Annotated in this window: 23 protein-coding genes, 1 other RNA gene and 2 other annotated features (1 of these 26 running past the window's edge); of the genes, 6 read left to right on the top strand and 18 right to left on the bottom strand. The window is 42.6% G+C overall.

Annotation, left to right across the window (positions count from 1 at the left end; all coding sequences use genetic code 11):
* Positions 1-134: a binding site (T-box leader), on the bottom strand (it extends 74 nt beyond the left edge of the window).
* A gap of 43 nt (positions 135-177) precedes the next feature.
* Positions 178-1,242 carry an AI-2E family transporter gene (locus ACSBQP_RS00515; protein WP_035701703.1) on the bottom strand — a complete coding sequence of 355 codons (1,065 nt, stop codon included), beginning with the start codon at positions 1,240-1,242 and terminating at the stop codon, positions 178-180.
* Positions 1,243-1,467: 225 nt separating this feature from the next.
* On the opposite strand from ACSBQP_RS00515, the gene ACSBQP_RS00510 reads away from it, so the two are divergent.
* The 4 genes from ACSBQP_RS00510 (at position 1,468) to ACSBQP_RS00495 (ending at position 4,420) form a co-directional block, all read left to right on the top strand.
* A complete protein-coding gene (locus tag ACSBQP_RS00510) occupies positions 1,468-2,196 on the top strand; it encodes an amino acid ABC transporter ATP-binding protein (protein ID WP_007501456.1) in 729 nt (242 codons plus the stop codon).
* Between the two features lie 14 nt (positions 2,197-2,210).
* A complete protein-coding gene (locus tag ACSBQP_RS00505; protein ID WP_008342689.1) occupies positions 2,211-3,020 on the top strand; it encodes a transporter substrate-binding domain-containing protein in 810 nt (269 codons plus the stop codon).
* A gap of 80 nt (positions 3,021-3,100) precedes the next feature.
* Positions 3,101-3,754, top strand: coding sequence for an amino acid ABC transporter permease (locus ACSBQP_RS00500; protein ID WP_007501460.1), 654 nt, complete (start codon positions 3,101-3,103; stop codon positions 3,752-3,754).
* 15 nt (positions 3,755-3,769) lie between these two features.
* On the top strand, positions 3,770-4,420 hold the full coding sequence (locus ACSBQP_RS00495; protein WP_008342693.1) for an amino acid ABC transporter permease: 651 nt from the start codon (positions 3,770-3,772) through the stop codon (positions 4,418-4,420).
* A 38-nt stretch (positions 4,421-4,458) separates the two neighbouring features.
* On the opposite strand, the gene ACSBQP_RS00490 is transcribed toward ACSBQP_RS00495, so the two are convergent.
* The 8 genes from ACSBQP_RS00490 to cymR all read right to left on the bottom strand — a co-directional run bounded on the left by ACSBQP_RS00490 (position 4,459) and on the right by cymR (position 11,473).
* Entirely contained in the window at positions 4,459-4,590 is a 132-nt protein-coding gene (locus tag ACSBQP_RS00490) for a YrzQ family protein (RefSeq protein WP_008342695.1), read from the bottom strand.
* 20 nt (positions 4,591-4,610) lie between these two features.
* A complete protein-coding gene (locus ACSBQP_RS00485) occupies positions 4,611-4,802 on the bottom strand; it encodes a hypothetical protein (RefSeq protein WP_003216308.1) in 192 nt (63 codons plus the stop codon).
* Positions 4,803-4,815: 13 nt separating this feature from the next.
* Positions 4,816-5,274, bottom strand: coding sequence for a PRC-barrel domain-containing protein (locus ACSBQP_RS00480; RefSeq protein WP_435028090.1), 459 nt, complete (start codon positions 5,272-5,274; stop codon positions 4,816-4,818).
* Positions 5,275-5,560: 286 nt separating this feature from the next.
* Positions 5,561-7,945 carry an SF1B family DNA helicase RecD2 gene (gene recD2 / locus ACSBQP_RS00475; RefSeq protein ID WP_435028089.1) on the bottom strand — a complete coding sequence of 795 codons (2,385 nt, stop codon included), beginning with the start codon at positions 7,943-7,945 and terminating at the stop codon, positions 5,561-5,563.
* A 19-nt stretch (positions 7,946-7,964) separates the two neighbouring features.
* Positions 7,965-8,618 (bottom strand): tetratricopeptide repeat protein, encoded by a 654-nt coding sequence (locus ACSBQP_RS00470; RefSeq protein WP_435028088.1) that lies wholly within the window; start codon positions 8,616-8,618, stop codon positions 7,965-7,967.
* A gap of 61 nt (positions 8,619-8,679) precedes the next feature.
* Positions 8,680-9,798: a tRNA 2-thiouridine(34) synthase MnmA gene (mnmA, locus tag ACSBQP_RS00465; protein WP_008342709.1), complete on the bottom strand. Its 1,119-nt coding sequence runs from the start codon at positions 9,796-9,798 to the stop codon at positions 8,680-8,682.
* A 94-nt stretch (positions 9,799-9,892) separates the two neighbouring features.
* Positions 9,893-11,035: a cysteine desulfurase family protein gene (locus ACSBQP_RS00460; protein ID WP_008342711.1), complete on the bottom strand. Its 1,143-nt coding sequence runs from the start codon at positions 11,033-11,035 to the stop codon at positions 9,893-9,895.
* An 18-nt stretch (positions 11,036-11,053) separates the two neighbouring features.
* Entirely contained in the window at positions 11,054-11,473 is a 420-nt protein-coding gene (cymR, locus tag ACSBQP_RS00455) for a cysteine metabolism transcriptional regulator CymR (RefSeq protein ID WP_008342713.1), read from the bottom strand.
* Between the two features lie 207 nt (positions 11,474-11,680).
* Between cymR and ACSBQP_RS00450 the strand changes: the two genes are divergently transcribed.
* A complete protein-coding gene (locus ACSBQP_RS00450) occupies positions 11,681-12,946 on the top strand; it encodes a replication-associated recombination protein A (protein ID WP_435028087.1) in 1,266 nt (421 codons plus the stop codon).
* Positions 12,947-12,979: 33 nt separating this feature from the next.
* Here ACSBQP_RS00450 and ACSBQP_RS00445 read toward each other — a convergent pair whose 3' ends face one another.
* The 5 genes from ACSBQP_RS00445 to ACSBQP_RS00425 all read right to left on the bottom strand — a co-directional run bounded on the left by ACSBQP_RS00445 (position 12,980) and on the right by ACSBQP_RS00425 (position 17,708).
* Positions 12,980-13,744 (bottom strand): tRNA threonylcarbamoyladenosine dehydratase, encoded by a 765-nt coding sequence (locus ACSBQP_RS00445; RefSeq protein ID WP_008342718.1) that lies wholly within the window; start codon positions 13,742-13,744, stop codon positions 12,980-12,982.
* Between the two features lie 92 nt (positions 13,745-13,836).
* Positions 13,837-14,017, bottom strand: a non-coding RNA gene (gene ssrS, locus ACSBQP_RS00440) — 6S RNA.
* 77 nt (positions 14,018-14,094) lie between these two features.
* Positions 14,095-15,873 (bottom strand): aspartate--tRNA ligase, encoded by a 1,779-nt coding sequence (gene aspS / locus ACSBQP_RS00435; RefSeq protein WP_039956037.1) that lies wholly within the window; start codon positions 15,871-15,873, stop codon positions 14,095-14,097.
* An 18-nt stretch (positions 15,874-15,891) separates the two neighbouring features.
* The gene (gene hisS, locus ACSBQP_RS00430; protein WP_008342721.1) at positions 15,892-17,166 is read right to left on the bottom strand and encodes a histidine--tRNA ligase; all 1,275 of its coding nucleotides are present in this window, start codon (positions 17,164-17,166) and stop codon (positions 15,892-15,894) included.
* Between the two features lie 73 nt (positions 17,167-17,239).
* Positions 17,240-17,479: a binding site (T-box leader), on the bottom strand.
* Positions 17,480-17,537: 58 nt separating this feature from the next.
* Positions 17,538-17,708 (bottom strand): YrzK family protein, encoded by a 171-nt coding sequence (locus ACSBQP_RS00425; RefSeq protein WP_003216250.1) that lies wholly within the window; start codon positions 17,706-17,708, stop codon positions 17,538-17,540.
* Between the two features lie 137 nt (positions 17,709-17,845).
* On the opposite strand from ACSBQP_RS00425, the gene ACSBQP_RS00420 reads away from it, so the two are divergent.
* Complete coding sequence (locus tag ACSBQP_RS00420; RefSeq protein WP_035390964.1) at positions 17,846-19,426, top strand: SH3 domain-containing protein; 1,581 nt, start codon at positions 17,846-17,848, stop codon at positions 19,424-19,426.
* 97 nt (positions 19,427-19,523) lie between these two features.
* On the opposite strand, the gene dtd is transcribed toward ACSBQP_RS00420, so the two are convergent.
* From dtd to recJ, 4 genes are all read right to left on the bottom strand, one after another.
* On the bottom strand, positions 19,524-19,967 hold the full coding sequence (gene dtd / locus ACSBQP_RS00415; protein ID WP_017358114.1) for a D-aminoacyl-tRNA deacylase: 444 nt from the start codon (positions 19,965-19,967) through the stop codon (positions 19,524-19,526).
* Positions 19,968-19,985: 18 nt separating this feature from the next.
* Positions 19,986-22,196, bottom strand: a complete 2,211-nt coding sequence (locus ACSBQP_RS00410; RefSeq protein ID WP_008342726.1) for a RelA/SpoT family protein — start codon at positions 22,194-22,196, stop codon at positions 19,986-19,988.
* A 142-nt stretch (positions 22,197-22,338) separates the two neighbouring features.
* Positions 22,339-22,851 carry an adenine phosphoribosyltransferase gene (locus ACSBQP_RS00405; protein WP_008342729.1) on the bottom strand — a complete coding sequence of 171 codons (513 nt, stop codon included), beginning with the start codon at positions 22,849-22,851 and terminating at the stop codon, positions 22,339-22,341.
* 23 nt (positions 22,852-22,874) lie between these two features.
* Positions 22,875-25,208: a single-stranded-DNA-specific exonuclease RecJ gene (gene recJ / locus ACSBQP_RS00400; RefSeq protein WP_435028085.1), complete on the bottom strand. Its 2,334-nt coding sequence runs from the start codon at positions 25,206-25,208 to the stop codon at positions 22,875-22,877.
* Positions 25,209-25,279: the final 71 nt, after the last annotated feature.

Genomic DNA, 25,279 nt, shown 5'->3' with positions numbered 1-25,279 from the left:
GCCGGAAGAGAGCGGCAGTGTTTATCTGCACTCGGGACTAGCTTCCGTTAAAGGTCTGATAAGGCTTTTCTCAGCAAACAAAGCCTCTCTCTGCAACAGCTTTTTAACGTACTCGGGTCCGTCATTGAATTCAATATGTATGAATCGAAATTATTATAGACAACTCGGCTCGTCTTGTCAATGAACGCTTCGTCTCATGTGAATATATTGCACAATAATGACCCTCATAATGGCTGCGGACGGCACGGCTAAAATCATTCCAATCAAGCCAAACAGCTCACCTCCAGCGAGTAACACCAGCATGATCACGACAGGATGCATATGCAGGCTTCTCCCGACAATGATCGGACTCAGTACATTGCTTTCTAAAAATTGAAGCACGGCTACTGTAATTAGCACAATGATCACTGACTTCACTGAGATGGTAAAAGCGATAAAGACAGCTGGGATCGCTCCAATAATCGGGCCAAAATACGGAATGACATTCGTTGCACCGATTAACATACCTAGTACAAGCGGATATGGAATATGAAACAGCCAAAGAACAATGGCAGCAGCTCCCCCAATTAAAGAACAGACAAGCAATTGCCCTCTAATATAATCCCCAAGTGAGTCATCCACTGCTTTCACAAAGGCATGTCCCCTTTTTCGAAAGCTTGGCGGGGTTAAATACCATGCTGCCCGCTTCATCGTGTTCATATCTTTCACCATATAAAAGACAAGAAAAGGAATAAGTGCAGCAACTAAGGCGTAATCAAGCAATACTTTACAGCTTAGAATCATCCGCTCTGCCCCATTTGCGGCATACGTTTCAGATTGGACAATAAAACGATCCAGCCGTTCATGCAGTCCATCAGGCCAGTGGCTTGTATGACGATGAACATGTGATAAAGCACCATTATACGTTTCGGCAAGCATGGGAATTTGCTCCGACAATTCATTTAACTGAGCGATTAAAACCGGTACCCCTTTATACACAGCCAAACCAATGCCGCCAAAAAACAGCACATATATCAATAAGAGACTGACCGTCCTTGGCAAACCTCGCTTATGTAGTCTTTCAACAATTGGATAAAGAAGATAAGAAATAAAAATAGCGATAAGAAGCGGGATCAAAACCGCTTTGAGCAATAAAAAAATAGGCATCCATAACTCGTCGAGCTGAACCAAAATGAGTAAAGACGCAAGGACAAGCAGTACACCTGCAGCATATATTAGAAACTCGATCGGACGTTTCTTCACCTTTTTCACCTCTCTTCTTATTGTTTAACCAACTTCTGCAATTATCCATGTAAATAAAATTTGTCCTAACTTTGTTAAAAATGAATACACATGAAACATACGGCTCCATCCAAAGTCACTGTTTGCTGTAAAAATCTCGTTAGAAAATATTCCATTATTTTCTTATTTTCGCCTCATTTATGCTAGAATCCGCTTTAGCTCAATCATTAGAAGAGGAGGTTCTTCATGATCACATTCGAAGAAGTCAACAAGCATTACGGCCAGTTCCATGTACTTAAGGACATTAACCTACATATTCAAAAAGGTGAGGTTGTTGTGATCATCGGTCCTTCAGGATCTGGAAAAAGCACGATGCTCAGGTGTATCAATCGTCTTGAAAGCATTGATGAAGGAAAAGTCCTTGTCAATCAAGTTTCTGTTCAGCATCCGAAAACCAACATCAATCTCATCAGGCAAAATATCGGGATGGTGTTTCAGCACTTCCATCTTTATCCGCATAAGACGGTGCTTGAAAACATTATGCTTGCGCCGATGAAGGTTAAAAAAGTGAGCAAAGAAGAAGCAAAGGAAACAGCTGAATTTTATTTAAATAAAGTTGGCATTCCTGAAAAAGCAGACACCTACCCTTCTAGACTCTCAGGAGGACAGCAGCAGCGTGTGGCAATCGCAAGGGGACTTGCAATGAAACCTGAGGTCATGCTTTTCGATGAACCAACATCAGCTCTTGATCCAGAGATGATCGGTGAGGTGCTAGATGTGATGAAACAGCTGGCAAGGGAAGGAATGACAATGGTCGTTGTCACGCACGAGATGGGGTTTGCCCGTGAAGTCGCAGACCGTATTGTGTTTATTGATGAAGGAAGAATTCTTGAAGAATCTACACCAGCTGCCTTTTATGAAAAACCGCGCGAGAAACGCGCTCAGCTCTTTTTAAGCCGTATTTTAAATCACTAGGGGGAATGAATTTGATGAAAAAAATGAAACGCTTTGGCCTATTACTGTTGATGACTTGCTGTATGATCGCTCTCGCTGCCTGCGGCTCTGCCGAGAAAGGCTCAACCGATGCAAAACAAGGCAGCTCATTAGAAGCCATTAAGAAAGACAAAAAAATCGTTTTCGGTGTGAAAAACGATACTCGTTTATTTGGTCTAAAAAATCCTAGTAGCGGGGATATTGAAGGGTTTGATATCGATATCGCAAAAGCGATCACTAAAGAAATGCTCGGTGATGAAGGAAAAGCAGAATTTAAAGAAGTGACATCTAAAACAAGAATTCCTTTACTGCAAAAAGGAGATATTCATGCCATTGTTGCCACAATGACGATCACAGAAGAGCGTAAAAAAGAGGTCAATTTCTCAGATGTTTACTTTGAAGCAGGACAATCACTGCTTGTGAAAAAAGGCAGCGACATTCAATCGATTGATGATCTAAAAAAAGGTACGAAGGTGCTTGCAGTGAAAGGGTCCACTTCTTCTCAAAACATTCGCGAAAAAGCACCAGAAGCATCCGTTTTAGAATTTGAAAATTACCAAGAAGCCTTTACAGCCTTAAAATCAAATCAAGGGCAAGTTCTGACAACTGATAATGCAATTTTATTTGGCATGGCAGACGAAGATTCAAATTATGAAGTCGTTGGTGGAACATTTACCGATGAGCCTTATGGCATCGCTGTGAAAAAAGGCGATGAAGAATTAACAGAAGCCATTAATAAAGCGTTAAAGGCATTAAAAGACAATGGAGAGTATGACAAGATTCATAAAAAATGGATCAAAGAATAATCAATTGACTCGATCAACCTCAACACCCTCAGGAGAGCCGCTTGCCGGCTCCTCTGTTGATTAGGAAGGAAGTGAACTGATTGCTGCGGTTTTCCATTTTAACTGAGAACTTCCATCTTTATTTAGAAGGGTTTAAATATACGATTGGTGCAAGTGTCATTGCGTTGATTGGAAGCTTTTTCATCGGTACACTCATTGCCATCATGAGAATTGCGCCACTAAGGCCGCTCAACTGGTTAGGGACGGCTTATGTGGAATTTATTCGGAATATTCCGTTATTATTGATCACCTTTGTGTTCTTTTTTGGTTTACCGGTACTTGGCATTGTGGCAGATGGCTTTACAGCAGGAACCATTGCCCTCTCCATTTATACGTCTGCTTTTATCGCTGAAGCCATTCGTGCAGGTATACAAGCTGTACCGCTTGGACAAATGGAAGCTGCTAGAGCTTCTGGTCTGTCCTATGGCGGAACGATGCGATATATTATTCTGCCGCAGGCCATCAAAATTGTCATTCCACCACTTGGGAATCAATTTATCAACCTTGTGAAAAACTCGTCTATTTTAGGTGTCATTGCAGGGTTTGATCTGATGTACCAAGGAGACCTTATCGCTTCGAGAACGTTTGTGACATTTGATGTATACATTTTTGTTGCCATGTTCTATCTTCTATTGACCATTCCGCTTAGTCTAGGCGTTGGTTATTTAGAAAAAAGATTAGCCCGAAGCCACTAGAAAGGAGGAAACACAATGGATTTTATAGGTGCCTACCAGCCCGATCATCTCGCCTTTTTACTTGAAGGATTTGCTGTCACCTTAAAAGTGGCTTTTATCTCCATCATTTTAAGCTTTATCATCGGATTAGTCGTTGGCACATTGAGGTTCGCACAAATCCCTATTTTATCAAAGGTGCTTGCGGTCATTGTTGAAACCGTTCGGAACCTGCCGCTTTTGCTGATCATCTTTTTTACGTATTTCGCCCTGCCTGAAATCGGTATTAAGCTGAGCATTACGGCCTCTGCCATTGCGGCTTTAACCGTGTTTGAATCCGCCATGCTGTCAGAAATTATTCGTAGTGGATTAAAATCAATTGATAAAGGACAAATCGAAGCGGCCAGGTCCTCTGGTTTAACGTATATTCAAACGTTAAAAATGATTATCATGCCACAGGCGTTACGCCGAATGGTCCCGCCGATTGTCAGTCAATTTATTTCTCTTTTAAAAGATACATCGCTTGCCGTTGTGATTGCCCTTCCAGAGTTATTGCATCACGCGCAGATTTTAAATGGTCAAAGCCAATCTTATTTACTTCCTATTTTCCTCTTGGCGGCCATGATGTATTTTGTTGTGAACTTCAGCTTGTCTATACTTGCACGGAGACTAGAGTACAGGCAGGCATAAAAAAAGGACATCCGCTCATGGTGGATGTCCCTTTTTGTTTAAAGCATTCGCATAACTCGTTTTCTCATCTTTTTCATATCCCGCTTAGATGGCATATCATATCGACTTGCAAAGTGATATGCGAGTGCACCTGCACCAAGCGTTAATAGTGAAGAAGTCATTTTGCCCATTCGAAATTCCCCCTTAACACTTATAGTTGAATTGAACGTTCATCGTCACTAAACAGGTCGTCTAAACTGCTTAGTGTACCGTCTTCCTCCACTTGGTGAGTAGATATTTTGCCTTTTGACAGTGTCAATTCAATAAAACAGCCCCAGCAATAATATTGATTGACCCCAATTTTTCCGATGTCTTTACATTTGCAATTTGGGCAAATGAGCATATTCAGCACCTCTTTACGTTCGGTTTAGAACAAGTGCTTCCTTTTGAACATCCATCAAGGTTCCGGCAGCATGCAGCTGCTTTCGAATCCCTGATAGCTCTGTAAAGAAGCCGTCCGAGAGTTCATATGCTACGATTGTGCCCGAATTCATGCAAAAGTATACATCTTCCAAAACACCTAATGTTTCACCATCTGGCGTACGGATCATTTTCTTTTTTAATTTCGAAAAGAAGAAGGATGGGGCGGAGGTATCTATCTCGATGCCCTTCTGGTAGCTCACATATAGACCTTTGTCTGTCAGTTTGTCGCCAGCTGAGAATGGAATGAAAGCACAGTCTTTCTTTTTCCCATCTAAAACATATCCCCCGCAGCTGCCGCCGGCTAAAAAGCAAATATCTTTGATCGCCCCAAGTGAATAAGACAGCTCGTCTGTATAGATCGTCAGTCCTTCAAGCTCTCGACATGTTCTCAAAATGTGATCAACCACCTTTTCGGAACAGTCTTATCGTGTGCGTTTCCTCTATGACTCATACGAAGAAATGGCTTCCATGAAGGAAGCCATCAGCGTGTAGACAAACCCTCGCATTCGGTGTCAGTCCTGCGTGCTGGTGCTCACGAATGTCAAATTCGCTCCGCGCCAGTACTCGTCCTTCCTAGGGCTGCAAAGGTTTTCTTTCACGCTGAAAAAAAACAAAGGGCTAAAATCAAGTTCATTTTAGCCCTTTGTTTAACAATATGATGGCTTCCATGGAAGCCATTTACTCTTGCATAAAATCAAACGGAGTGATTCCCTCCATGCCAATATTGGCATCGTGTACGCTGAAAGGAAGTTCTTTTTGGAGGGCTGCTAGCTCAGCATCCATGACTTCTTCCGTTTCAGTAAGACGCATGGTTAAAGACGTTTGTCTGAGGGAGTCTTCATTATTTTTTACGCCCCACTCTAATGCTGATTCCTCGCCGCACAAAATTAAAAACTTTTTACTTCGTGTAATGGCCGTGTAAAGCAAATTTCTTCGAAGCATTCGATAATAACTTCTCACGACTGGCAGCACCACGATTGGGAATTCACTGCCCTGGGATTTATGAATCGAGCAACAATAAGCGTGTGTAAATTGATGAAAATCTTTTTTCGTAAACGTGATTTCATTTCCATCAAAGGAGATGACCGCCATATCTTCTTTTTCTGTGTTTTCTTTCGCATAAAAGATCGAGACAATTTCGCCAATGTCTCCATTAAAAATGTTATTCTCGGGCTGATTGACAAGCTGAAGTACCTTATCACCTGTCCGGTAGACGACATCACCAAAAGGAATTTCTCTTCCTTTTGGCTTTTTAGGATTCAAAATTTGCTGAAGCATTTTATTCAGTTCATTAATGCCTGCTTTTCCTTTATACATCGGGGCAAGTACTTGAATGTCCTTTGCTGAATACCCCTTTTGAGCAGCATTGCTGACCACTTTCTCGATGACTTCTTTCATTTGGTCACTAGAGCATTGAATAAAGGATCGATCCTTCGAGCGTGCAGTAATATCCTTTGGCAAAACACCATTTTTCATATCATGCGCAAGCTCAACAATTGTTGAACCGTCTGCCTGCCGGTAAATATCAGTTAGTGTAATTGCCGGTATAGCTTGTGACGCAAGCAGGTCTCTTAACACTTGACCAGGCCCGACAGATGGAAGTTGATGTTCGTCTCCAACCATAATGACTTGAATATGATCTGGGATCGCCTTAAACAAATGGTTCGCCAGCCAAATATCCAGCATACTCGATTCATCAATGATGACAAGCTTTCCTTCAATCGGCTGGTCTTCATCATGTGAGAAGCCTTCTGATCCATTCCAGCCTAGCAGCCGGTGAATGGTCACAGCAGGGAGCCCAGTGGATTCTGTCATTCGTTTCGCAGCACGTCCAGTTGGTGCGGCAAGCACGAACGGAAATGCTTCATCTTTTTTATAATCACCCGGGTCAAGAGATACGCCGTGAAGATCGCTGTAAAGCTCGACAATCCCTTTAATGACCGTCGTTTTCCCTGTACCCGGTCCGCCTGTTAAAAGCAGCATTGGAGACATGAGTGCCTTTTGAATGGCTTCTTTTTGGGTTGGTGCATACTGGACACCAAGCCGTTCCTCCAGTTCACCGAGTGCAAGCAGAAATTCTGATTCAGGAAATTGATCTGCATATTCCGTTTGAGCGACAATTTTTTGAATGCGTTTTGCCACACTTTGCTCCGCATAAAAGAGCGACGGATGATAACAGCGCTCATCTTCAATGATCATGTCTTTCCCTTCACCAAGTGCAATAATCTGATTGGCAACGTCCATTTCAGTCACTTTGTAGTCATTGCCGGTTTGATTCAGCAATTTACGGGTTTCGACGATCAGATCTTTCGTTTGTATGTACGTATGACCGTCTTGCAGGCTTGCTGTCTCAACGGTATACAAAAGGGCTGCACGAATGCGTTCTGGATCATTTCCAGATATCCCTGTTCTAGCGCCGAGTTCATCTGCTTTAATAAATCCAATCCCCTCGACGTCTTTGACGAGCTGATAAGGGTTTTCTTCAATTTTCTGCAACGTTTCACTCTCGTACGCTTGGTAAATCTTCATACTAAGCTGAGGACCAAAGCCATATTGATTCAGGCTGATCATGATTTGCTCAAGCCCTTGATGCTCTTGAAGTGCGGCAGCCAGCTTATCTGCCTTCTTTTTTGACAGGCGAGGGACGTCATACAACACAGACGGATCACGCATAATTTGATGAAGCGTCTGATTACCTAACTTACCGACGATTTCTTCCGCCGTCTTTTTTCCAATCCCTTCAAACAAGTCACTAGAGAGATAATGAATGATGCCTTGCTTTGTTGTAGGGACTTCCTTTTGAAAATGAGTGGCTTGAAACTGCTCGCCAAACTTCGGATGACTTGTGACCTTGCCATAGAAGGTGTAGGTTTCCTCCTCATGAAGCGCTGGGAAGTACCCTGTGACAGATGCAGTTTTTTCCTCTAAATTCTCTGATGTTTCAATGACTTTTACTTTTAACACCGAGTATAAATTACTTTCGTTATGGAAAATAACGGCTTGAATCGTCCCTTTTAAAAACGGTTCATCTTCAAGCTTCATTTGATCTGGATGTTCCTGCACAGGTCTTCCCTCCTTCCGGTTATTCTGCCTCTTGAATCAGCTTTTGCGCATGCAATGCAAGCATATGATCAGGCTGCACGTCAATGGCTTTTCCTAGCATTTCAAGCGCTTCATCTTTTTTTTCTAAATACGCATACGCAACGCCTGCATTATAAAAGGCGTCTGCATGCTGCGGATCTCGCGCAATCACTTCAGTAAAGACTGCGACCGCTTCCTCCAGCAGATGTTCATTCGCTAAGCACATACCAAATTGAAATCTTGCTTCGTTATCTTCTTCGTTTAGCTCAACTGCACGCTGAAGATAAGGCATCGCAAGCTTCGGCTGCTCTAATTTCATCAGTGTCTGCCCTAACATATAAAACAAATCACTGTTTTCCATTCCAGCTTGTAGCGCTTGCTCAAAATAGTCTTTCGCTTTCATAAAGTCTTCTTTCATCATGTAGACATTTCCTGCTCCGTAATAGGCTGCAGCTGCTGTATGATCAAGTTCAATGGCTTTTTGAAAGAAGTTCAAAGCACGTTCAAATTCATGAACACTTGAAAGTAAATTCGCAAAGTTAATATATGGAACCGGGTCCTTTGGGCTTTCTTCAATGGCTTTCGTAAAAGCTTCAGCTGCCTGTTCGATGTTCCCTTGATTTAAAGCTTCAATACCGATTTCGTTATGATTCATTCGCTCTCTTCATCCTTTCATTAAAAAACCTCAACAGCGACGTTGAGGTTTTTAACACATGTTACACATACGACAGCTTTTGGCCATCTTTAAAGACATCGTCAATGGTCCCGCCGCCAAGACATTCTTCGCCATCATAAAAAACAACAGCTTGTCCTGGAGTGACAGCACGAACGGGTTCATCAAAGATCACCATTGCTTCCTGCTCACCTGTCATTTTGACTTTTACATGATGGTCTTCTTGACGGTATCGGAATTTTGCTGTGCATGTGAGTTCACCGTTTTCGCCGACAATATGAGGACGAGTCCAGCTGATGTTAACAGCTGAAATACTTTCAGAGTATAAAAGCGGATTGTGGAAGCCTTGTTCAACAAATAAGATATTTTTCTCTAAGTCCTTCCCAACAACGAACCACGGATCACCGCTTCCGCCAATGCCAAGTCCTTGGCGTTGACCGATCGTGTAATACATGAGTCCATCATGTTCACCTTTTACTTCTCCGTCCATTGTCTGCATCACACCGGGCTGTGCAGGCAAATATTGGCTAAGGAACGTTTTAAAGTTTCTTTCCCCAATAAAGCAGATGCCCGTAGAATCTTTTTTCGTTGCTGTTGCGAGCTCTGCTTCTTTCGCTAATTCACGCACTCTTTTTTTCTCTAAATCGCCGATTGGGAACAACACTTTATCAAGTTGTTCTTGAGTCAGCTGATTCAAGAAATAAGTTTGGTCTTTGTTTGTATCAAGACCTCTTAGCATTTTCACTTCATCGCCGGTTCTGTCGACACGGGCATAGTGGCCTGTTGCCAAATAATCCGCTCCAAGCGACAATGCATGCTCAAGAAATGCTTTGAACTTAATTTCTTTGTTACACATGACATCTGGGTTCGGCGTTCTGCCTGCTTTATATTCATCAAGAAAATATTGAAACACTTTGTCCCAATACTGTTTCTCGAAATTCACTGCATAATATGGGATTCCAATCTGGTTACAAACACGAATGACATCCTCATAGTCCTCCGTTGCTGTACATACACCATTTTCATCTGTGTCATCCCAGTTTTTCATAAATATGCCGATCACATCATAGCCTTGCTCCTTTAGCATGAGCGCAGCAACTGATGAATCGACGCCTCCAGACATGCCGACCACAACTCTTGTGTCTTCAGGTCTTTTTGTCATCTTCATCAACTCCAATTTCAATGAAACAACGTGCGCGTTTCGTTCTTCAGGTGCCTAGCTGTTTCATTTTTCACACACGAACAAAAGGGAGCATTTATTTGGCTAGGCGTTTCACGACAGCCGCTATCTTATGCGCCGCCTGCTTCACATGTTCCTCTTCATTTCCAAGACCGAAGCTTATTCTGACTGAGGATGTCAGCTCTTTTGCTTCTTCACCATACATGGCGCTTAATACGTGCGAAGGAAGGACAGATCCAGCCGTACATGCTGACCCACTTGAAACAGCAATCCCTTCCATATCTAAGTTCACAAGTAACGATTCAATAGAAACGCCCGGGAAGTGGACATTTAAAATATGCGGCAATGTCTCTTTCGGATGTCCATTGATAGAGAAATTGAGTGATTCCTCTTCGAATACTTGCAGCATCGCTTCTTTGAGCTTACCATAATGCACTGCTTTTTCTCTTCTATTTTGCTTTGTTAATTGAACTGCTTCTGCAAGTCCAATGATTCCCGCCACATTTTCAGTGCCAGCACGGCGTTTTCTTTCTTGTTCTCCTCCGAATAGCTGCGGAGAAAGTTTTACACGCTCATTGACGTATAAAAAGCCTGTTCCCATCGGGCCATTTAGTTTATGACCGGACGCAGATAAGAGGTCGATATGAAGTTCTGTGACATCAATTGATATTGTCCCAAATGCCTGTACTGCGTCTGTATGAAAATAAGCAGTGTGTTCGTGTAAAAGTTGACCAATTTCTTTGATTGGCTGAATCACACCCGTTTCATTATTGCCATACATGATGGTCACAAGAATTGTATCGTCTCTTAGTGCTTGTTTTAATTGATCAAGATGAATCAATCCAGTGTGATCCACATCTAAATACGTCACATCAAAACCAAGCTTCTCTAAGCGTTCGCATGTATGCAGCACTGCATGATGCTCAGTTTTTGTTGTGATGATATGTTTTCCTTCATGCTGCCTTGCCATTGCAACACCTGTAATGGCCAAGTTGTCTGCCTCTGTTCCCCCGCTTGTGAGGATGATCTCCTGCTGCTTACAGTGTAATTCTCCTGCAATGACTTCCCTTGCTTCATCGAGCCACTTTCTTGCCTCGCGCCCATATGAATGAATACTAGAGGGATTGCCAAATATCTCTGTAAAGTAGGGCATCATCTTGTCCACAATTCGCTGATCCATCGGCGTTGTGGCTGCATGATCTAAATAGATACGTTCCATTTCCGGTACACCTCTGATCTAAATATAGAACATATACGCCTCTTGATCCTCATCATCTTTATAGCTTGCTAAGTCTTCAAGAGTTGTATTGTCTAGTACGTCTTTTACTGCATCACGAATACGAATCCAAAGTGCACGCTTTGCTGGCTCTTCGTTTTCGATCACTTCAACAGGACTAATAGGTCCTTCTAATACTCGAATAATATCACCGGCTGTAATCTCGTTTGGCTCATGGGCAAGCACATAGCCGCCATACGCTCCACGGATACTTTTCACAAGACGTGCATTGCGAAGTGGTGATACAAGCTGCTCTAAATAATGCTCAGACAAATCATTGTTTTGAGCGATTGATTTTAATGATGTAGGGCCTTCGCCATGTTTTTTGGCTAATTCGATCATGATCGTCAGACCATATCTGCCTTTAGTAGAAATTTTCAAGTTAAACACCTCTGCGTTTTCTATTTCTATGTCATCAATTATTTTTCTGATTTCATATACGCTTATATAGACCAAAAGCAATTATATCATACTTTTAGCCAACTTTCATTTGCGGGTTCTGAGCTCAAAACGAGGACGCATCCCTTTTCTATTTGAAGAAATTTCGGTACTCTATACAAACAAGACATTGCTTTAGGAGAGATAATCATGAAACCTTTAGCGTATCGGATGCGCCCAAGTCATATTGGAGACATTATTGGGCAGGAGCATCTCGTTGGAGAAGGTCAAATTATTAGACGAATGGTCGAGGCAAAACATTTGTCCTCGATGATTTTATACGGACCGCCGGGAATCGGCAAAACATCCATTGCCACTGCAATCGCTGGCAGTACAAGCATTGCCTTCCGTACATTGAATGCGGTGATTCATAACAAAAAAGATATGGAAGCTGTCGCCGCTGAAGCGAAAATGAGTGGTCAGGTCATCTTGATTTTAGACGAAGTCCACAGACTCGATAAAGGGAAGCAGGATTTCCTTCTTCCGTATTTAGAAAATGGCATGATTATTTTAATTGGCGCGACAACAGCTAATCCGTATCATGCGATTAACCCAGCCATCCGCAGCCGGACACAAATATTTGAGCTGAAGCCGCTGGAAACAGAGCAAATTAAAGCTGCGTTAACAAGAGCCTTACAGGATGAGCATCGCGGACTTGGCGGTTATGAGGTGACAGTTGACGATGAAGCGATGAATCATTTTGCCAATGGATGCGGAGGAGACGTGCGTTCAGCTTTAAATGCACTAGAACTCGCTGTCTTATCAACAAAAGCAGATGAGACTGGGCATATCAAAATCACTCTTGCCGCAGCAGAAGAATGTTTACAAAAAAAGAGTTTCTCACATGACAAGAATGGTGATGCTCATTATGATGTCCTCTCGGCTTTTCAAAAATCCATTAGAGGATCTGATACAGATGCGGCGCTGCATTACCTTGCTAGACTAATCGAAGCTGGAGACCTTGAAAGCATTTCAAGAAGATTACTCGTGATGGCTTATGAGGACATTGGCTTAGCCAGCCCGCAGGCAGGCCCCCGCGTGTTAAGCGCCGTACAAACAGCAGAAAGAGTCGGCTTCCCAGAAGCACGGATTCCGCTGGCGAACGCAGTGATTGAGCTGTGTCTTTCTCCTAAGTCCAATTCGGCATATAAGGCGATTGATGCGGCACTTGGTGACATTCGTACAGGGAAAATTGGTGAAGTTCCAGTTCATTTAAAGGATGCTCACTACAAAGGCGCCACAGCACTCGGAAGAGGCGTCGATTACTTATACCCACATGATTACGAAAACGGCTGGGTGAAGCAGCAATATTTACCTGACCCGCTGAAAAACAAGCAATACTATGTACCGAAGCAAACCGGGAAATTTGAAGGTGCATTGAAACAGGTCTATGAGAATTTAAAACGCCAGAAATAAAAAAAGCCCCCTGCATATTAGCAGGCGGGCTGTTTATTTATCTTTCACACGTGTAATCGGAATGTCTTTTAACAGTTTCATAATGACATGACCACCCATGATCAGTCCAGCCACAGATGGAACAAACGCATTGGATGAAGGCGGCATTTGTGCCTTACGAATTTTCGCTTCATCATTTCCAACTTCTTTTCTCACATCTTCACGAATGACAATCGGACTTTCATCAGAGAAAATAACTTCAATTCCCTTACGAATGCCTTCCTTCCGCAGGCGTGTTCTGACGACTTTCGCAATTGGGTCTGTATGTGTTTTCGAGATGTCATCAATTTTAAAACGTGTCGGATCTGTTTTATTTGCAGCACCCATACTCGAAATAATGTTCACATCGCGTTTCAGGCACTCTTTCATTAAATGAATTTTATAATGAATTGTATCTGATGCATCAATGACATAATCAAGTGGATACTCAAAGAATTGTTCATATGTTTCTTCTGTATAGAACATTTTGAGCGCAACAACTTCACATTCTGGGTTAATATCAGCAATTCTTGCCTGCATTAAGTCAACTTTAGGCTGACCAACCGTTGATAGCAAAGCTGGCAGCTGCCTATTTACATTTGTAATATCAATATCATCTTTATCAACAAGAACAATACGGCCAACACCTGAACGAGCAAGGGCTTCTACTGCAAAAGAACCTACGCCGCCTACTCCAAGCACTGCAACTGTACTGTTTTTTAATATATTTAAGCCTTCCTTGCCAATGGCAAGCTCGTTTCTTGAAAACTGATGTAACAAGTGCCTCACTCCACCTTTATTTAAAATGAATCGAAAGAATCATATCATATTCAGCGTTCTCCGTCATCCTTCTCAAATAGAAAAAAACACAAAAAAGTCCCGATCACGCCGCCAGCTTTTCCTTCGTTTTGAACCCCGCACCATGCAGGTGGGTGCTTTCTTCCTCACTTTATAAGTCCTCAGAAGAGGCATTTATGCAGAAAGGAAAGGCAAGCTCCCGTAGAAAAAAATGTTCGGTCAAAACTAGGTAACCACCGTACGTATCAGGACTTTATTTATTGGTTGATGAAAGCATATCATAGGCATGTCCCTTTTACAAGCGTTTACATGCCTATAAACATGCGCCTATTTTACTGTTTTACTTTTGTTTTAATCGCCAAACTCAGTTCATCTAGCTGCGCTTCGCTTACAGTGCCAGGAGCATCTGTGAGAACACAGCTTGCACTTGCCGTTTTCGGGAACGCAATGGTATCTCTTAGGTTAGATCGGCCGGCAAGCAGCATCACTAGGCGGTCAAGTCCAAGCGCAATTCCGCCGTGCGGAGGCACCCCATGCTCAAATGCATCAAGAAGGAAGCCGAACTGATCGTACGCTTCTTCTTTAGAAAAGCCAAGTAAACCAAACATTTTCTCTTGAATGTCCTTTTCAAAAATACGAATAGAACCTCCGCCAAGCTCATAGCCGTTCAGCACAAGATCATACGCTTGAGCTTTCATATCTTCTGGACTTGTTTCAATTAATTCAAGATCATCACGAACTGGCATTGTGAAAGGATGGTGGGCAGCATAGAAGCGGCCTTCTTCTTCATCTTTTTCAAGCAGCGGCCAATCGACAACCCATAAGAAATTGAAGACAGACTCATCGATAAGTTTAAGCTCTTTGCCAAGTTTTAAGCGAAGTGCGCCAAGCGCATCATGGACAACAGTCGTCTTATCTGCAACAAAGAGTAAAAGGTCGCCTTCTTCAACTTGAAGCTGTTCTTTTAATTCTGCTTGTTTTGACTCATCAAAGAATTTAGCGATTGGTCCTTTTAACTCTGTCCCTTCAGCTTTTAGCCAAGCAAGACCTTTTGCACCATAGTTCGCTGCAAATGCACCAAGTGCATCGATGTCTTTTCTTGAGTAGTTTGCTGCAGCCCCTTTGACATTAATCGCTTTGACAGCTCCGCCATTGTTTACAGCACCGCTGAAGACTTTGAAATCTGAGTCTTTTACCGTGTCTGAAATGTTGACAAGCTTCATGTCAAATCGGGTATCTGGCTTGTCAGAACCATAGGAATTCATCGCTTCATCGTACGTCATACGAGGTAATGGCAATGTCAGGTCAACACCTTTGACATCTTTCATCACCTTTGCCATCATCTCTTCAGCAAGCGTCATGATGTCTTCTTGGCTCATAAAGGACATTTCAATATCGACTTGTGTAAATTCCGGCTGACGGTCAGCACGCAAGTCTTCATCTCTAAAGCAGCGAGCGATTTGATAGTAGCGGTCCATCCCAGACACCATGAGCAATTGCTTAAATAATTGCGGAGACTGCGGCAGCGCATAGAATTCTCCTTCGTGTACACGGCTTGGCACAAGATAGTCACGCGCACCTTCTGGCGTACTTTTTGTTAAAATTGGCGTTTCAATGTCTAGAAAGCCGTGATCATCTAAGAAATGGCGGAATGCTTTTGTGACTTCATGTCGCATTTTCATCGTTTCAAACATCGCAGGGCGGCGAAGATCTAGGTAGCGGTATTTTAAGCGCACATCTTCTGATACCTCATCTGCTTGATCAGAAATGACAAATGGAGGCGTCTTGGCTTCATTTAAAACAGTGACCGTGTCGACTTGAATTTCAATTTTGCCTGTTTTTAAATTTGGGTTGATCGTGGCTTCTTCTCTTGCGACCACTGTCCCTTTAATATCAAGGACATATTCATTCCGAATCGATTCTGCTGTCTCAAGAGCCTCTTTTGATTGGTCTGGATGAAAGACAACTTGCACAATGCCTGTACGATCACGCAGGTCAATAAAGATTAATCCGCCAAGGTCACGACGTTTTTGTACCCATCCTTTTAATACAACGGTTTGACCGATTTGGTCTTCTGTTACTTCTCCACAATAAAAAGTTCTACCAAACACAAACATTCCACTCCTTCTTTACGCTTTCTGGTGGGCTTTCATCATTTGAATCAGCTCATCAAGCTTCACTTCAATTTGTTCACCCGTTGTCGTATCTTTTACGTTTACAATTTGCTGCGCGAGCTCATCTTCACCAAGAACTGCAATAAACTTGGCTTTCAAGCGGTCTGCCGCTTTAAATTGTGCTTTTAGCTTTTTCCCTGTATAGTCCATTTCACTTGAAATGCCTTCTTTTCTTAGGCGATTCAATAAGCCAACAGCATAATCTTTTGCTTGATCTCCTAATGCCGCAATGTATAAATCAATGCCGTCTTGAACAGGAAGCTCAATCTTCTCTGCATCAATCGCTGATAGGAAACGTTCAATACTCATCGCAAAGCCGATACCTGGTGATTCAGGACCGCCAATTCCTTCAACAAGTCCATCATAACGGCCGCCGCCGGCTAATGTTGTGATCGCGCCAAAGCCTTCTGCATTACTCATAATCTCAAAGGCAGTGTGATTGTAATAATCAAGACCACGCACTAAGTTCGGATCGACGACATATTCAATGCCTAGATCGGTTAAATATTGTTTTACTTTTTCAAAATAAGTCCGTGATTCTTCATTTAAGTAATCTTGAATGGATGGTGCCGTTGCCATCAGTTCGTGGTCGCGGTCCTTTTTACAATCAAGAATACGCAATGGATTTTGATGCAAGCGAATTTGGCAGTCGTGACAGAATTCATCAATTCTTGGTTCAAAATGCTCGACAAGTGCTTGACGGTAATCTGCACGGCTTTCTTTGTCACCAAGGCTGTTAATGACGAGTTTTAAGTTGGAAAGACCCGCTTTCTCATACACACTCATCGCTAATGAAATGACCTCTGCATCAATGGCAGGATCTTTTGAACCGATCGCTTCAATTCCGAATTGATAAAATTGACGATATCTTCCCGTTTGCGGACGCTCATAGCGGAACATTGGTCCAATGTAGTACAGCTTTGTAGGCTGTGCAGGCTGTGCAAACAGTTTATTTTCAACATAAGAACGGACAGTTGAAGCTGTTCCTTCTGGGCGAAGTGTGATGCTACGTCCTTTTTTGTCTTCAAATGTGTACATCTCTTTTTGAACGATATCTGTTGACTCGCCTACTCCTCGTGCAAACAGTTCCGTATGCTCAAAAATCGGTGTGCGGATTTCTTTGTATTGAAAGGCTGCACATGTATCTCTCGCAATTTGTTCAACATACTGCCAGCGTTCTGATTCTCCCGGTAAAATATCCTGTGTGCCTCTTGGAATATTAAAACTCATTTTTCGTCCTCCTACGACCATCATTCATTTTTTATGTGGACATATAAAAAACCCCCGCCTCTACTATGTGTATAGTAGGGACGAGAGTTATACCCGTGGTGCCACCCTAGTTGGAACATGATCTAGCCATGTTCCCGCTCAAATCCTTAACGCAGATTCACGTTCTCCGCCTAATGACTCATTTTTTGAGTGTTCAGCAGGAAACCTACAGAGTGTTCTTTCGTGATAAATGCCATGCGGATTCGCTTTCAGCCTAAGGCGATTCCTCTCTGCTCACGCAATTTACCCTACTATTCTCTATCATCAGTTCCACATTTTAAATTTTCAAGTGTGTTGATTTATATTATAATAAGGTCGGTGCTGCCACTCTGTCAACCCTTGCCGTGTCTCTTTTTCTTTTCCAGCTCTTCTTTTGACGTGCATCCGTATTCAGATGCCGTTTCTTCAAGGAAGCCTGGTTGATCCATTTCGTCGTGCTGCCAGCGATCGATATCACGATGTCCATTATATTGCACTCGTCCTAATTTTCTGCTTAATCTCATGTTTGTACATCCTTTTATCACATTTTTATTTAGTATAAACAGATTGATTCAATTTTATTAGGGAAACCGCAAGGAATTCATCCATTACATAACGAATTAACATTCATCGGTTTTACAAGGGAGGGGAAAACACCGTTTTGAATCTGAAAACACACCATCACATGATGTTGCTGCTCACCTGTTTTGTCCTCATTGCCAGCACTTGGCCAATGACACATGCGACGGCTCAAACAGATCAAGCTGTCGTTGCAACAGATGAAATCAATGTGCGAACCGGACCTGGTTTAAGCTACGGGATCGCAGCAGTTGTGAAACGAGGAGAAAGCTACCCGATTCTCACTGAACAAGGAGAATGGGTACAGATCGGGCTATCGAACGGACAAAAAGGCTGGGTCGTCTCATGGCTGATTACCAAGTCATCTGATGCACAAAAGCCTGCTAAGCAAAAGACGCAAGGTCAAAGTACGCAAGGAAGCAGTTCGATTACGTCAACAGCCTCCGACCTTCGCATTCGGACAGGCCCAGGGACTTCCTATCAAGTCATTGGCACTTTTCCGCAGGGCGCTTCCGCTAAAAAGCTGGACACAAGCGGCGAATGGACAAAAATATCGTACAAACAAGCGGAAGGCTGGGTCCACTCTGATTATATTTCTGGCGGACAAAACGCTTCTTCATCCAGTTCAGCTGAGCCCGCTCGTTCTAAACAGTCCGGCACAGTTGGCGTATCAAGCTTGAATGTTCGAAAATCGGCGGCACCAAATGCACAAGTGGCCGCTTCACTTTCCCGCAACACTCAAGTCACCATTTTACGGGAGCAAAATGGCTGGTATGAAATCGAAGCAAAAGGCGTTAAAGGTTGGGTTGCAAGTTATTATATTGTCTCAAACCAAGGAACAAGTGCAGCACCTGAAAAGAATTCTTCCTCTTCGTCATCTCATCAGAAAGCGTACATCGTTTATGATGGAACGAATATTAGAAAAAGCGCTTCTACCTCTGCTGGAATTGCAGAAAGAGCAACAAAAGGAGCTGCTTATCAAATTGTTCGTACACAAGGTGACTGGTACGAGGTGACATTATCAAACGGCGGAACAGGCTACGTGGCGAGCTGGGTCGTTCAAACAAAGAAAAATAGCAGCGAAGCACCAAGACCTCAGCAGGATTCATCGTCTGGCACTGGATCTTTAAAAGGCAAAACAATTGTTCTTGATCCTGGGCATGGCGGAAAAGACAGCGGCACGATCGGCGCAGACGGTGCATTTGAAAAGAATATCACGATCAAAACCGCTCATTTGCTGGCGGGTAAGTTAAGAGCTTCTGGAGCAAATGTCTATTTAACAAGAAGTGATGATACATTCATCAGCCTTCAATCGAGGGTTGCCACTTCACATTACCGAAATGCAGATGCATTTATTAGTCTTCATTATGATAGTTTTATGGACCCAAGTATCAGAGGGAGCACCGCATATTATTATCAGGCATCCAAAGATCAAAGCCTGGCGACAAGCGTTCATACGGAAGTCGCAAAACGATCACAGATCCCTGATAAAGGAGTCAAATTTGGAGATTATTTTGTTTTAAGAGAAAACAAGCGCCCTTCCCTTTTATATGAACTCGGCTATTTAAGCAATCCTCAAGAAGAAGCGATCATTTATAGCGCCTCTTACCAAGAACGAGTGACAGAAGGAATGACAGAAGGATTAAAACAATATTTCCGATAGAAAAAAGAGGCCGCTGCGCCTCTTTTTTGTTTGATCGTAAAAGAAAAAGACTCTAAACAAACTCTCAGCAAGAGTTTATCTACAGTCTAATGTCTTTCTATTCTTTGCTGTCCATCAACATGGTGACAGGCCCCGAATTGGTCAATGAGACGTCCATCATCGCCCCAAAACGTCCAGTTTCAACATGGATGCCCTTTTCTCTAAGCGTTTCATTGAAGCATTCGTAAAGTGAATTCGCCATATCCGGTTTGGCAGCTTTCATAAAGTTCGGCCGTCTGCCTTTTCTCGTATCACCATAAAGGGTAAATTGAGACACAGACAGTACACTTCCTTTTACATCTAACAAAGAATGATTCATTTTCCCGTTTTCATCTTCAAAAATACGCAAATGTGCGAGCTTTTCAGCTAAATAATGCACATCTTCTTCTGTATCTTCATGTGTAACCCCAACGAGCACCATATAGCCTTCATTGATGGCACCTGTGATCTCTTCTTCTACTTTCACAGATGCACTCGTCACACGCTGAACAACAAGCCTCATAGACGATATACTTCCTTTCTAATTCATGAATCGGCGAACAGAGTAAATGTCTTTGATTTGTTTAATGCGTTCTACCACTTTGTGCAAATGGTTAATATTTTGGATAAAGATCGCCATATGGATCGTCGCCACTTTGTTACGATCAGACTTACCAGAAACCGACGAGATGTTCGTTTTGGTTTCGTTGACTGCTTGAAGCACCTCATTAAGTAAGCCGCGTCTGTCATATCCTAATATTTCAATTTCCACATTGTATTCTTTACGGTTTCGAGCAGGCTGTTCATGCTCCCACTCAACCGGGATTAACCGTTCCTGCGCTTCTCCTGTCTTCACGTTCGGACAGTCATCACGGTGAACAGATACGCCACGTCCTTTTGTAATAAAGCCAACAATGCTATCACCAGGAACAGGATTACAACACTTAGATAAACGGACAAGCAAGTTATCAATGCCTTTCACTCGCACGCCAGCTTCCCGTTTTTTCCCGTGATATGGTTTTGACTCTACAGACACTTCTTGAACGGTTTTCTCTTGTTCTTCCTGATCTCTTTGTTTTCTTTCTTTTTCCGTTAAACGATTCGCCACTTGGAGTGCCGTAATTCCGTTATAACCAACAGCTGCATACATGTCCTCTTCATTTGAGAAATTAAATTTATCAGCCACTTTTTGCAGATTTTCAGCGGTCAAAATGTCTTTAACATCGAACTCAAGGTTTTTGATTTCTTTCTCCACAAGTTCTCGGCCTTTTTCGACATTTTCTTCACGGCGCTGTTTCTTGAAAAACTGTCTGATCTTGTGCTTCGCTTGGGAGGTTTGGGCAAGTTTGACCCAATCCTGGCTTGGTCCATAGCTATGCTTAGATGTCAGAATTTCAATAATGTCACCTGTTTTTAGCTTATGATCAAGTGTGACCATTTTACCGTTGACCTTGGCTCCGATTGTTTTATTCCCAATTTCCGAATGAATCCGGTACGAGAAATCAATTGGTACGGAACCAGACGGTAGCTCGATGACGTCTCCTTTTGGTGTAAATACAAACACCATATCAGAGAAAAGATCAATTTTTAACGATTCCATAAATTCTTCCGCATCTGTGGATTCATTTTGGAATTCAAGGATTTCTCTAAACCAAGACAGCTTCTTCTGGAAAACGGCTTCTTCCGTCGATTCTGCTGACTCTTTGCCTTCTTTATACGCCCAGTGTGCAGCAATTCCGTATTCCGCAATTTCGTGCATTTCCACTGTACGAATCTGAACTTCAAGCGGGTCCCCTTTTGGACCAATCACCGTTGTATGAAGAGACTGATACATATTCGGCTTTGGCATCGCAATATAATCCTTAAATCTGCCTGGCATCGGCTTCCAGCATGTATGAATAATACCAAGTACCGCATAGCAGTCTTTAATGCTGTCAACCAAAATACGTACAGCCAGCAAATCATATATTTCATTAAATTGCTTATTTTGCATGACCATTTTTCGATAAATACTATAAATATGTTTCGGTCTGCCGGAGAATTCAGCCTTAATGTTCACCTCAGACACGCGGTCTTTTACTTCATTAACAACCTCGTCCAAGTATTCCTCACGTTCTGCTCGTTTACGCTTCATGAGATTCACAATCCGGTAGTATTGCTGCGGATTTAAATAGCGGAGGGCTGTATCTTCAAGCTCCCACTTAATCTTTGAAATCCCTAATCTGTGCGCAAGCGGTGCAAAGATCTCAAGGGTTTCATTTGAAATTCTTCGCTGCTTTTCCTGCGGAAGGTGTTTGAGTGTTCTCATATTGTGAAGACGGTCTGCCAGCTTAATTAAGATGACGCGAATATCCTGCGCCATTGCAACAAACATTTTACGATGGTTTTCAGCCTGTTGTTCTTCTTGTGATTTATATTTAATCTTTCCGAGCTTTGTCACACCATCAACAAGCATGGCTACTTCTTCGTTAAAATGCTCTTTTAAATCTTCTAATGTCACATCCGTGTCTTCGACAACATCATGCAAGAAGCCGCCAGCAATGGTCGAAGGGTCCATTTCAAGATCAACAAGAATTCCCGCCACTTGAATAGGATGGATAATATAGGGCTCACCGGATTTCCGGTATTGCTCCTTGTGAGCATTTTCAGCATATTCGTATGCACGCTCTATAAATTGAATATGTTCAGCGGACAGGTATTCTCTTGCCTTATCAATGACCTGCTGCGCCGTTAAAACTTGTTCGTTCGCCATGGAATCACCTTTTTAAATGAAAACTGTATTGTAGTTTATTATCAAGAAAAATTCGATAGATGTAAAGAGAAGAAGTCCGCTAAAAGATTTTTGATAGGAAAAAAGCACCCTTCTTACTGAGTGCTTTTTGCGTAAAACTCCATTAGTATTGCATTAACGTCAAGATGTCGTAACCGTCAAGCTTCTTTCTGCCATCAAGATACGTCAGCTCAATTAAAAACGCAATCCCTGCCACAACGCCGCCTAATTCCTCAACCAGCTTGATGGATGCTTCAATCGTTCCACCTGTCGCAAGCAAATCATCTGTGATCAGTACACGCTGACCAGGACGAATTGCATCTTTATGAATCGTTAATACATCTTTACCGTATTCCAAACCGTAATCGACTTTGATGACTTCACGAGGAAGCTTTCCTTCTTTACGAACTGGGGCAAAACCTACACCAAGTGCGTATGCTACAGGGCAGCCAATAATGAATCCACGCGCTTCAGGTCCAACAATGAGATCAATGTCTCTTTCCTTCGCGTATTCAACGATTTGATCCGTTGCATAACGGTACACTTCGCCTTTATCCATTAACGTTGTAATATCTTTAAATTGTACACCTTCCTTTGGGTAGTCAGGTACAACTGTCACATATTGTTTTAAATCCATCTTTTCCTTTTCCTCCTCGTACGTCAAAGCACAGGTGAGACTTCGCTCATCATGCTATTCAGCCATTCCTTCAGCTCTTTGGCTGAGGAATATGTTAGTGTTTGATCGAGTTCCATCAATCGTTGTTTTGCTGTATAAGACGATGATGCGGTTAAATCTTTTTTAGGGGCATCACGCACTATTGACAGCACACCATTCTCTATTTTAACAAAACCGAGTTCAAAAAACACCTTTGTCATAAAAATGATTGTATCTTTTGTCCAACCTCTATGTTTGGCAAGCTCCATGCCTTGTTCTTTAATAGGAAAACTTCCCCGTTTGAACAAGAACCCATAGAACCATTTGAATTGATCACGGCTCGGGAATGAGGACATAAAGTGATCTTCTTTCCGCTGAAACACCGTATAAATTCTTGCTGGTTGTTGATTTTCTAAAAGCAGCTTGAGCAAGTGTTCGTCGGCAGGAACATCGGCAAAGATCACATACTTTTCCTGCACATCAAACGTGGATACATTTTCTGCATCAATAAGGTGAATCGGAATATCCACCAGCTCCGATTGCCTTTTTGTTTCTTCGTCAAAACAGAAGACCATCGTTTTTGCTGGATCAAGTGTTGATAATTTCTTTTCCCAATCTTTTTTCCCGCGTAAATCAAACAGCTGCCATTCATCGACTCTAGCGTCTTTTAGCATGAGCTGAGGTTTCTTTCGGTTATTCCATTCATTAATCGAGACCTCGCCAACGACAGAGATTTGACTCCCTGGGACAAGTTCTTCTTTTAGCTTGCCTTGGTGAAAACCGACACAGTCGAGCAGCTTGTCTTCGTCTTTTAGTGACATTTTAATGTGATTTTGATTGGCCCCGATCGTTCGGATGTCTTCAAGCTGGGCGTCTTCAATCATAATGAACGGCTTAGGATTCTGCATGCCAAACGGGGACAGCAGTCCCACTTCTTCAATGGCTTGCACCGTCATTTCGTCCACTTTACATACTGCATCGACCCGTTGAATTGGAATAAAATCTTCTTCAGTCAACGTTTCATTTGCATATTGATTCAATCTTTCCCTAAGTAAAGGAACATCATCCGCTTGAAGTGTCATTCCTGCTGCCATCGGGTGTCCACCGAAATGCGGCAGGATGTCACGGCACTTACTCAAATGGAAAAATAAATCAAAGCCAGGAATACTTCGTGCTGACCCTTTCGCCATCTGCGTTTCTTCGTCTATTCCAAGCACAATCGCCGGACGAGAAAATGTATCCGTCAATTTTGAGGCAACAATGCCGACAACGCCTGGATTCCAGCCAGCTTTTGCTACGACGATAGCAGACTGGTCAGCGCCTGTCTCTTCAACCATTTGAATGGCTTCTTCCGTGATCGTACTCACAATTTTCTGCCGTTCTTTGTTCAATTCTTGTACAAAACGAGCGAGTTCTTCCGCTTCATCCATATCCTCAGTCATGAGAAGATGAACAGCCGGATCTGCCTGCTCAATTCGTCCAACAGCATTCAGCCTTGGGGCAATTTGAAAGCCGACCGTTTCCTCATTTGCTTCTTCAAGAGTGGCGCCTGCTTCTTTTAATAACGCTTTTAACCCAGGCCGTCTAGACTGTCGAAGCTGCAGAAGACCTTTTTTGGCAATCCATCTATTTTCATCATGCAGCGGGACAAGATCCGCAATTGTACCGATTGCAGCAAGATCTAATAATTCTACTGGGAGTTTACCGAGGAGTGCATGTGCCACTTTAAACGCAACACCGACACCCGCCAGCTCTTTAAACGGATACTCACACCCATGCTGCTTAGGATGTACAATTGCAAGTGCCTCAGGCAGTTCCTCGCTTGGTTCATGGTGATCTGTGATGATCAGGTCTAATCCTATTTCTTTTGCAATACGTGCTTCATTTACAGCAGCGATCCCTGTATCCACGGTGATAACAAGCGATGCTCCTTGCTCTTTGATATATCGGAAAGCCTGTTCGTTTGGCCCATATCCTTCTTTAAATCGATCTGGAATATAAAAGTCCACCTTCGCAGACCGCTCTTTTAATGTATGTAAAAGTACAGACGTACTTGTCACACCATCTGCATCATAATCTCCGAAGATCACAATCGATTCCTGCTCTTCGATCGCTTTGTTGATGCGCTCTACTGCTTCTTTCATTCCTTTTAATAAGAATGGATCATGAAATTCGGCTTTTTGATCAAATAAAAAAGACCTCGCTTCTTCTACTTCTTCGAGCCCTCTTTGTACAAGAAGTGATGCAGTCAGCGCTGAAATATTCAGATTTTCAGAGAGTGATTTCACTTTTTCTTCGCTAGGATGTTCATATTCCCAACGCATTTTGGATAATAACATAAATTCACCCCTCAACCACACTATTATACTAGAGTGGACTGAGGGGTTTCAATTTTTATTTTATGAAATTG

Source organism: Bacillus sp. G402, from assembly GCF_051172515.1.
GTDB classification, from domain to species: domain Bacteria; phylum Bacillota; class Bacilli; order Bacillales; family Bacillaceae; genus Bacillus; species Bacillus altitudinis.
This window is presented reverse-complemented; position numbering and strand designations above follow the sequence as displayed.

What these genes read in the sequence shown, in the direction of transcription:
- ACSBQP_RS00485 (WP_003216308.1), bottom strand. Translation starts at nt 4,802, where the DNA reads ATGCTCATTTGCCCAAATTGCAAATGTAAAGACATCGGAAAAATTGGG.
- ACSBQP_RS00450 (WP_435028087.1), top strand. Translation starts at nt 11,681, where the DNA reads ATGAAACCTTTAGCGTATCGGATGCGCCCAAGTCATATTGGAGACATT.
- recJ (WP_435028085.1), bottom strand. Translation starts at nt 25,208, where the DNA reads ATGTTATTATCCAAAATGCGTTGGGAATATGAACATCCTAGCGAAGAA.
- ACSBQP_RS00495 (WP_008342693.1), top strand. Translation starts at nt 3,770, where the DNA reads ATGGATTTTATAGGTGCCTACCAGCCCGATCATCTCGCCTTTTTACTT.
- mnmA (WP_008342709.1), bottom strand. Translation starts at nt 9,798, where the DNA reads ATGACAAAAAGACCTGAAGACACAAGAGTTGTGGTCGGCATGTCTGGA.
- ACSBQP_RS00505 (WP_008342689.1), top strand. Translation starts at nt 2,211, where the DNA reads ATGAAAAAAATGAAACGCTTTGGCCTATTACTGTTGATGACTTGCTGT.
- dtd (WP_017358114.1), bottom strand. Translation starts at nt 19,967, where the DNA reads ATGAGGCTTGTTGTTCAGCGTGTGACGAGTGCATCTGTGAAAGTAGAA.
- ACSBQP_RS00470 (WP_435028088.1), bottom strand. Translation starts at nt 8,618, where the DNA reads ATGAATCATAACGAAATCGGTATTGAAGCTTTAAATCAAGGGAACATC.
- ACSBQP_RS00460 (WP_008342711.1), bottom strand. Translation starts at nt 11,035, where the DNA reads ATGGAACGTATCTATTTAGATCATGCAGCCACAACGCCGATGGATCAG.
- ACSBQP_RS00510 (WP_007501456.1), top strand. Translation starts at nt 1,468, where the DNA reads ATGATCACATTCGAAGAAGTCAACAAGCATTACGGCCAGTTCCATGTA.
- ACSBQP_RS00490 (WP_008342695.1), bottom strand. Translation starts at nt 4,590, where the DNA reads ATGGGCAAAATGACTTCTTCACTATTAACGCTTGGTGCAGGTGCACTC.
- ACSBQP_RS00410 (WP_008342726.1), bottom strand. Translation starts at nt 22,196, where the DNA reads ATGGCGAACGAACAAGTTTTAACGGCGCAGCAGGTCATTGATAAGGCA.
- ACSBQP_RS00425 (WP_003216250.1), bottom strand. Translation starts at nt 17,708, where the DNA reads ATGAGATTAAGCAGAAAATTAGGACGAGTGCAATATAATGGACATCGT.
- hisS (WP_008342721.1), bottom strand. Translation starts at nt 17,166, where the DNA reads ATGAGTTTTAATATTCCAAGAGGCACACAGGATATTTTACCGGGAGAA.
- ACSBQP_RS00405 (WP_008342729.1), bottom strand. Translation starts at nt 22,851, where the DNA reads ATGGATTTAAAACAATATGTGACAGTTGTACCTGACTACCCAAAGGAA.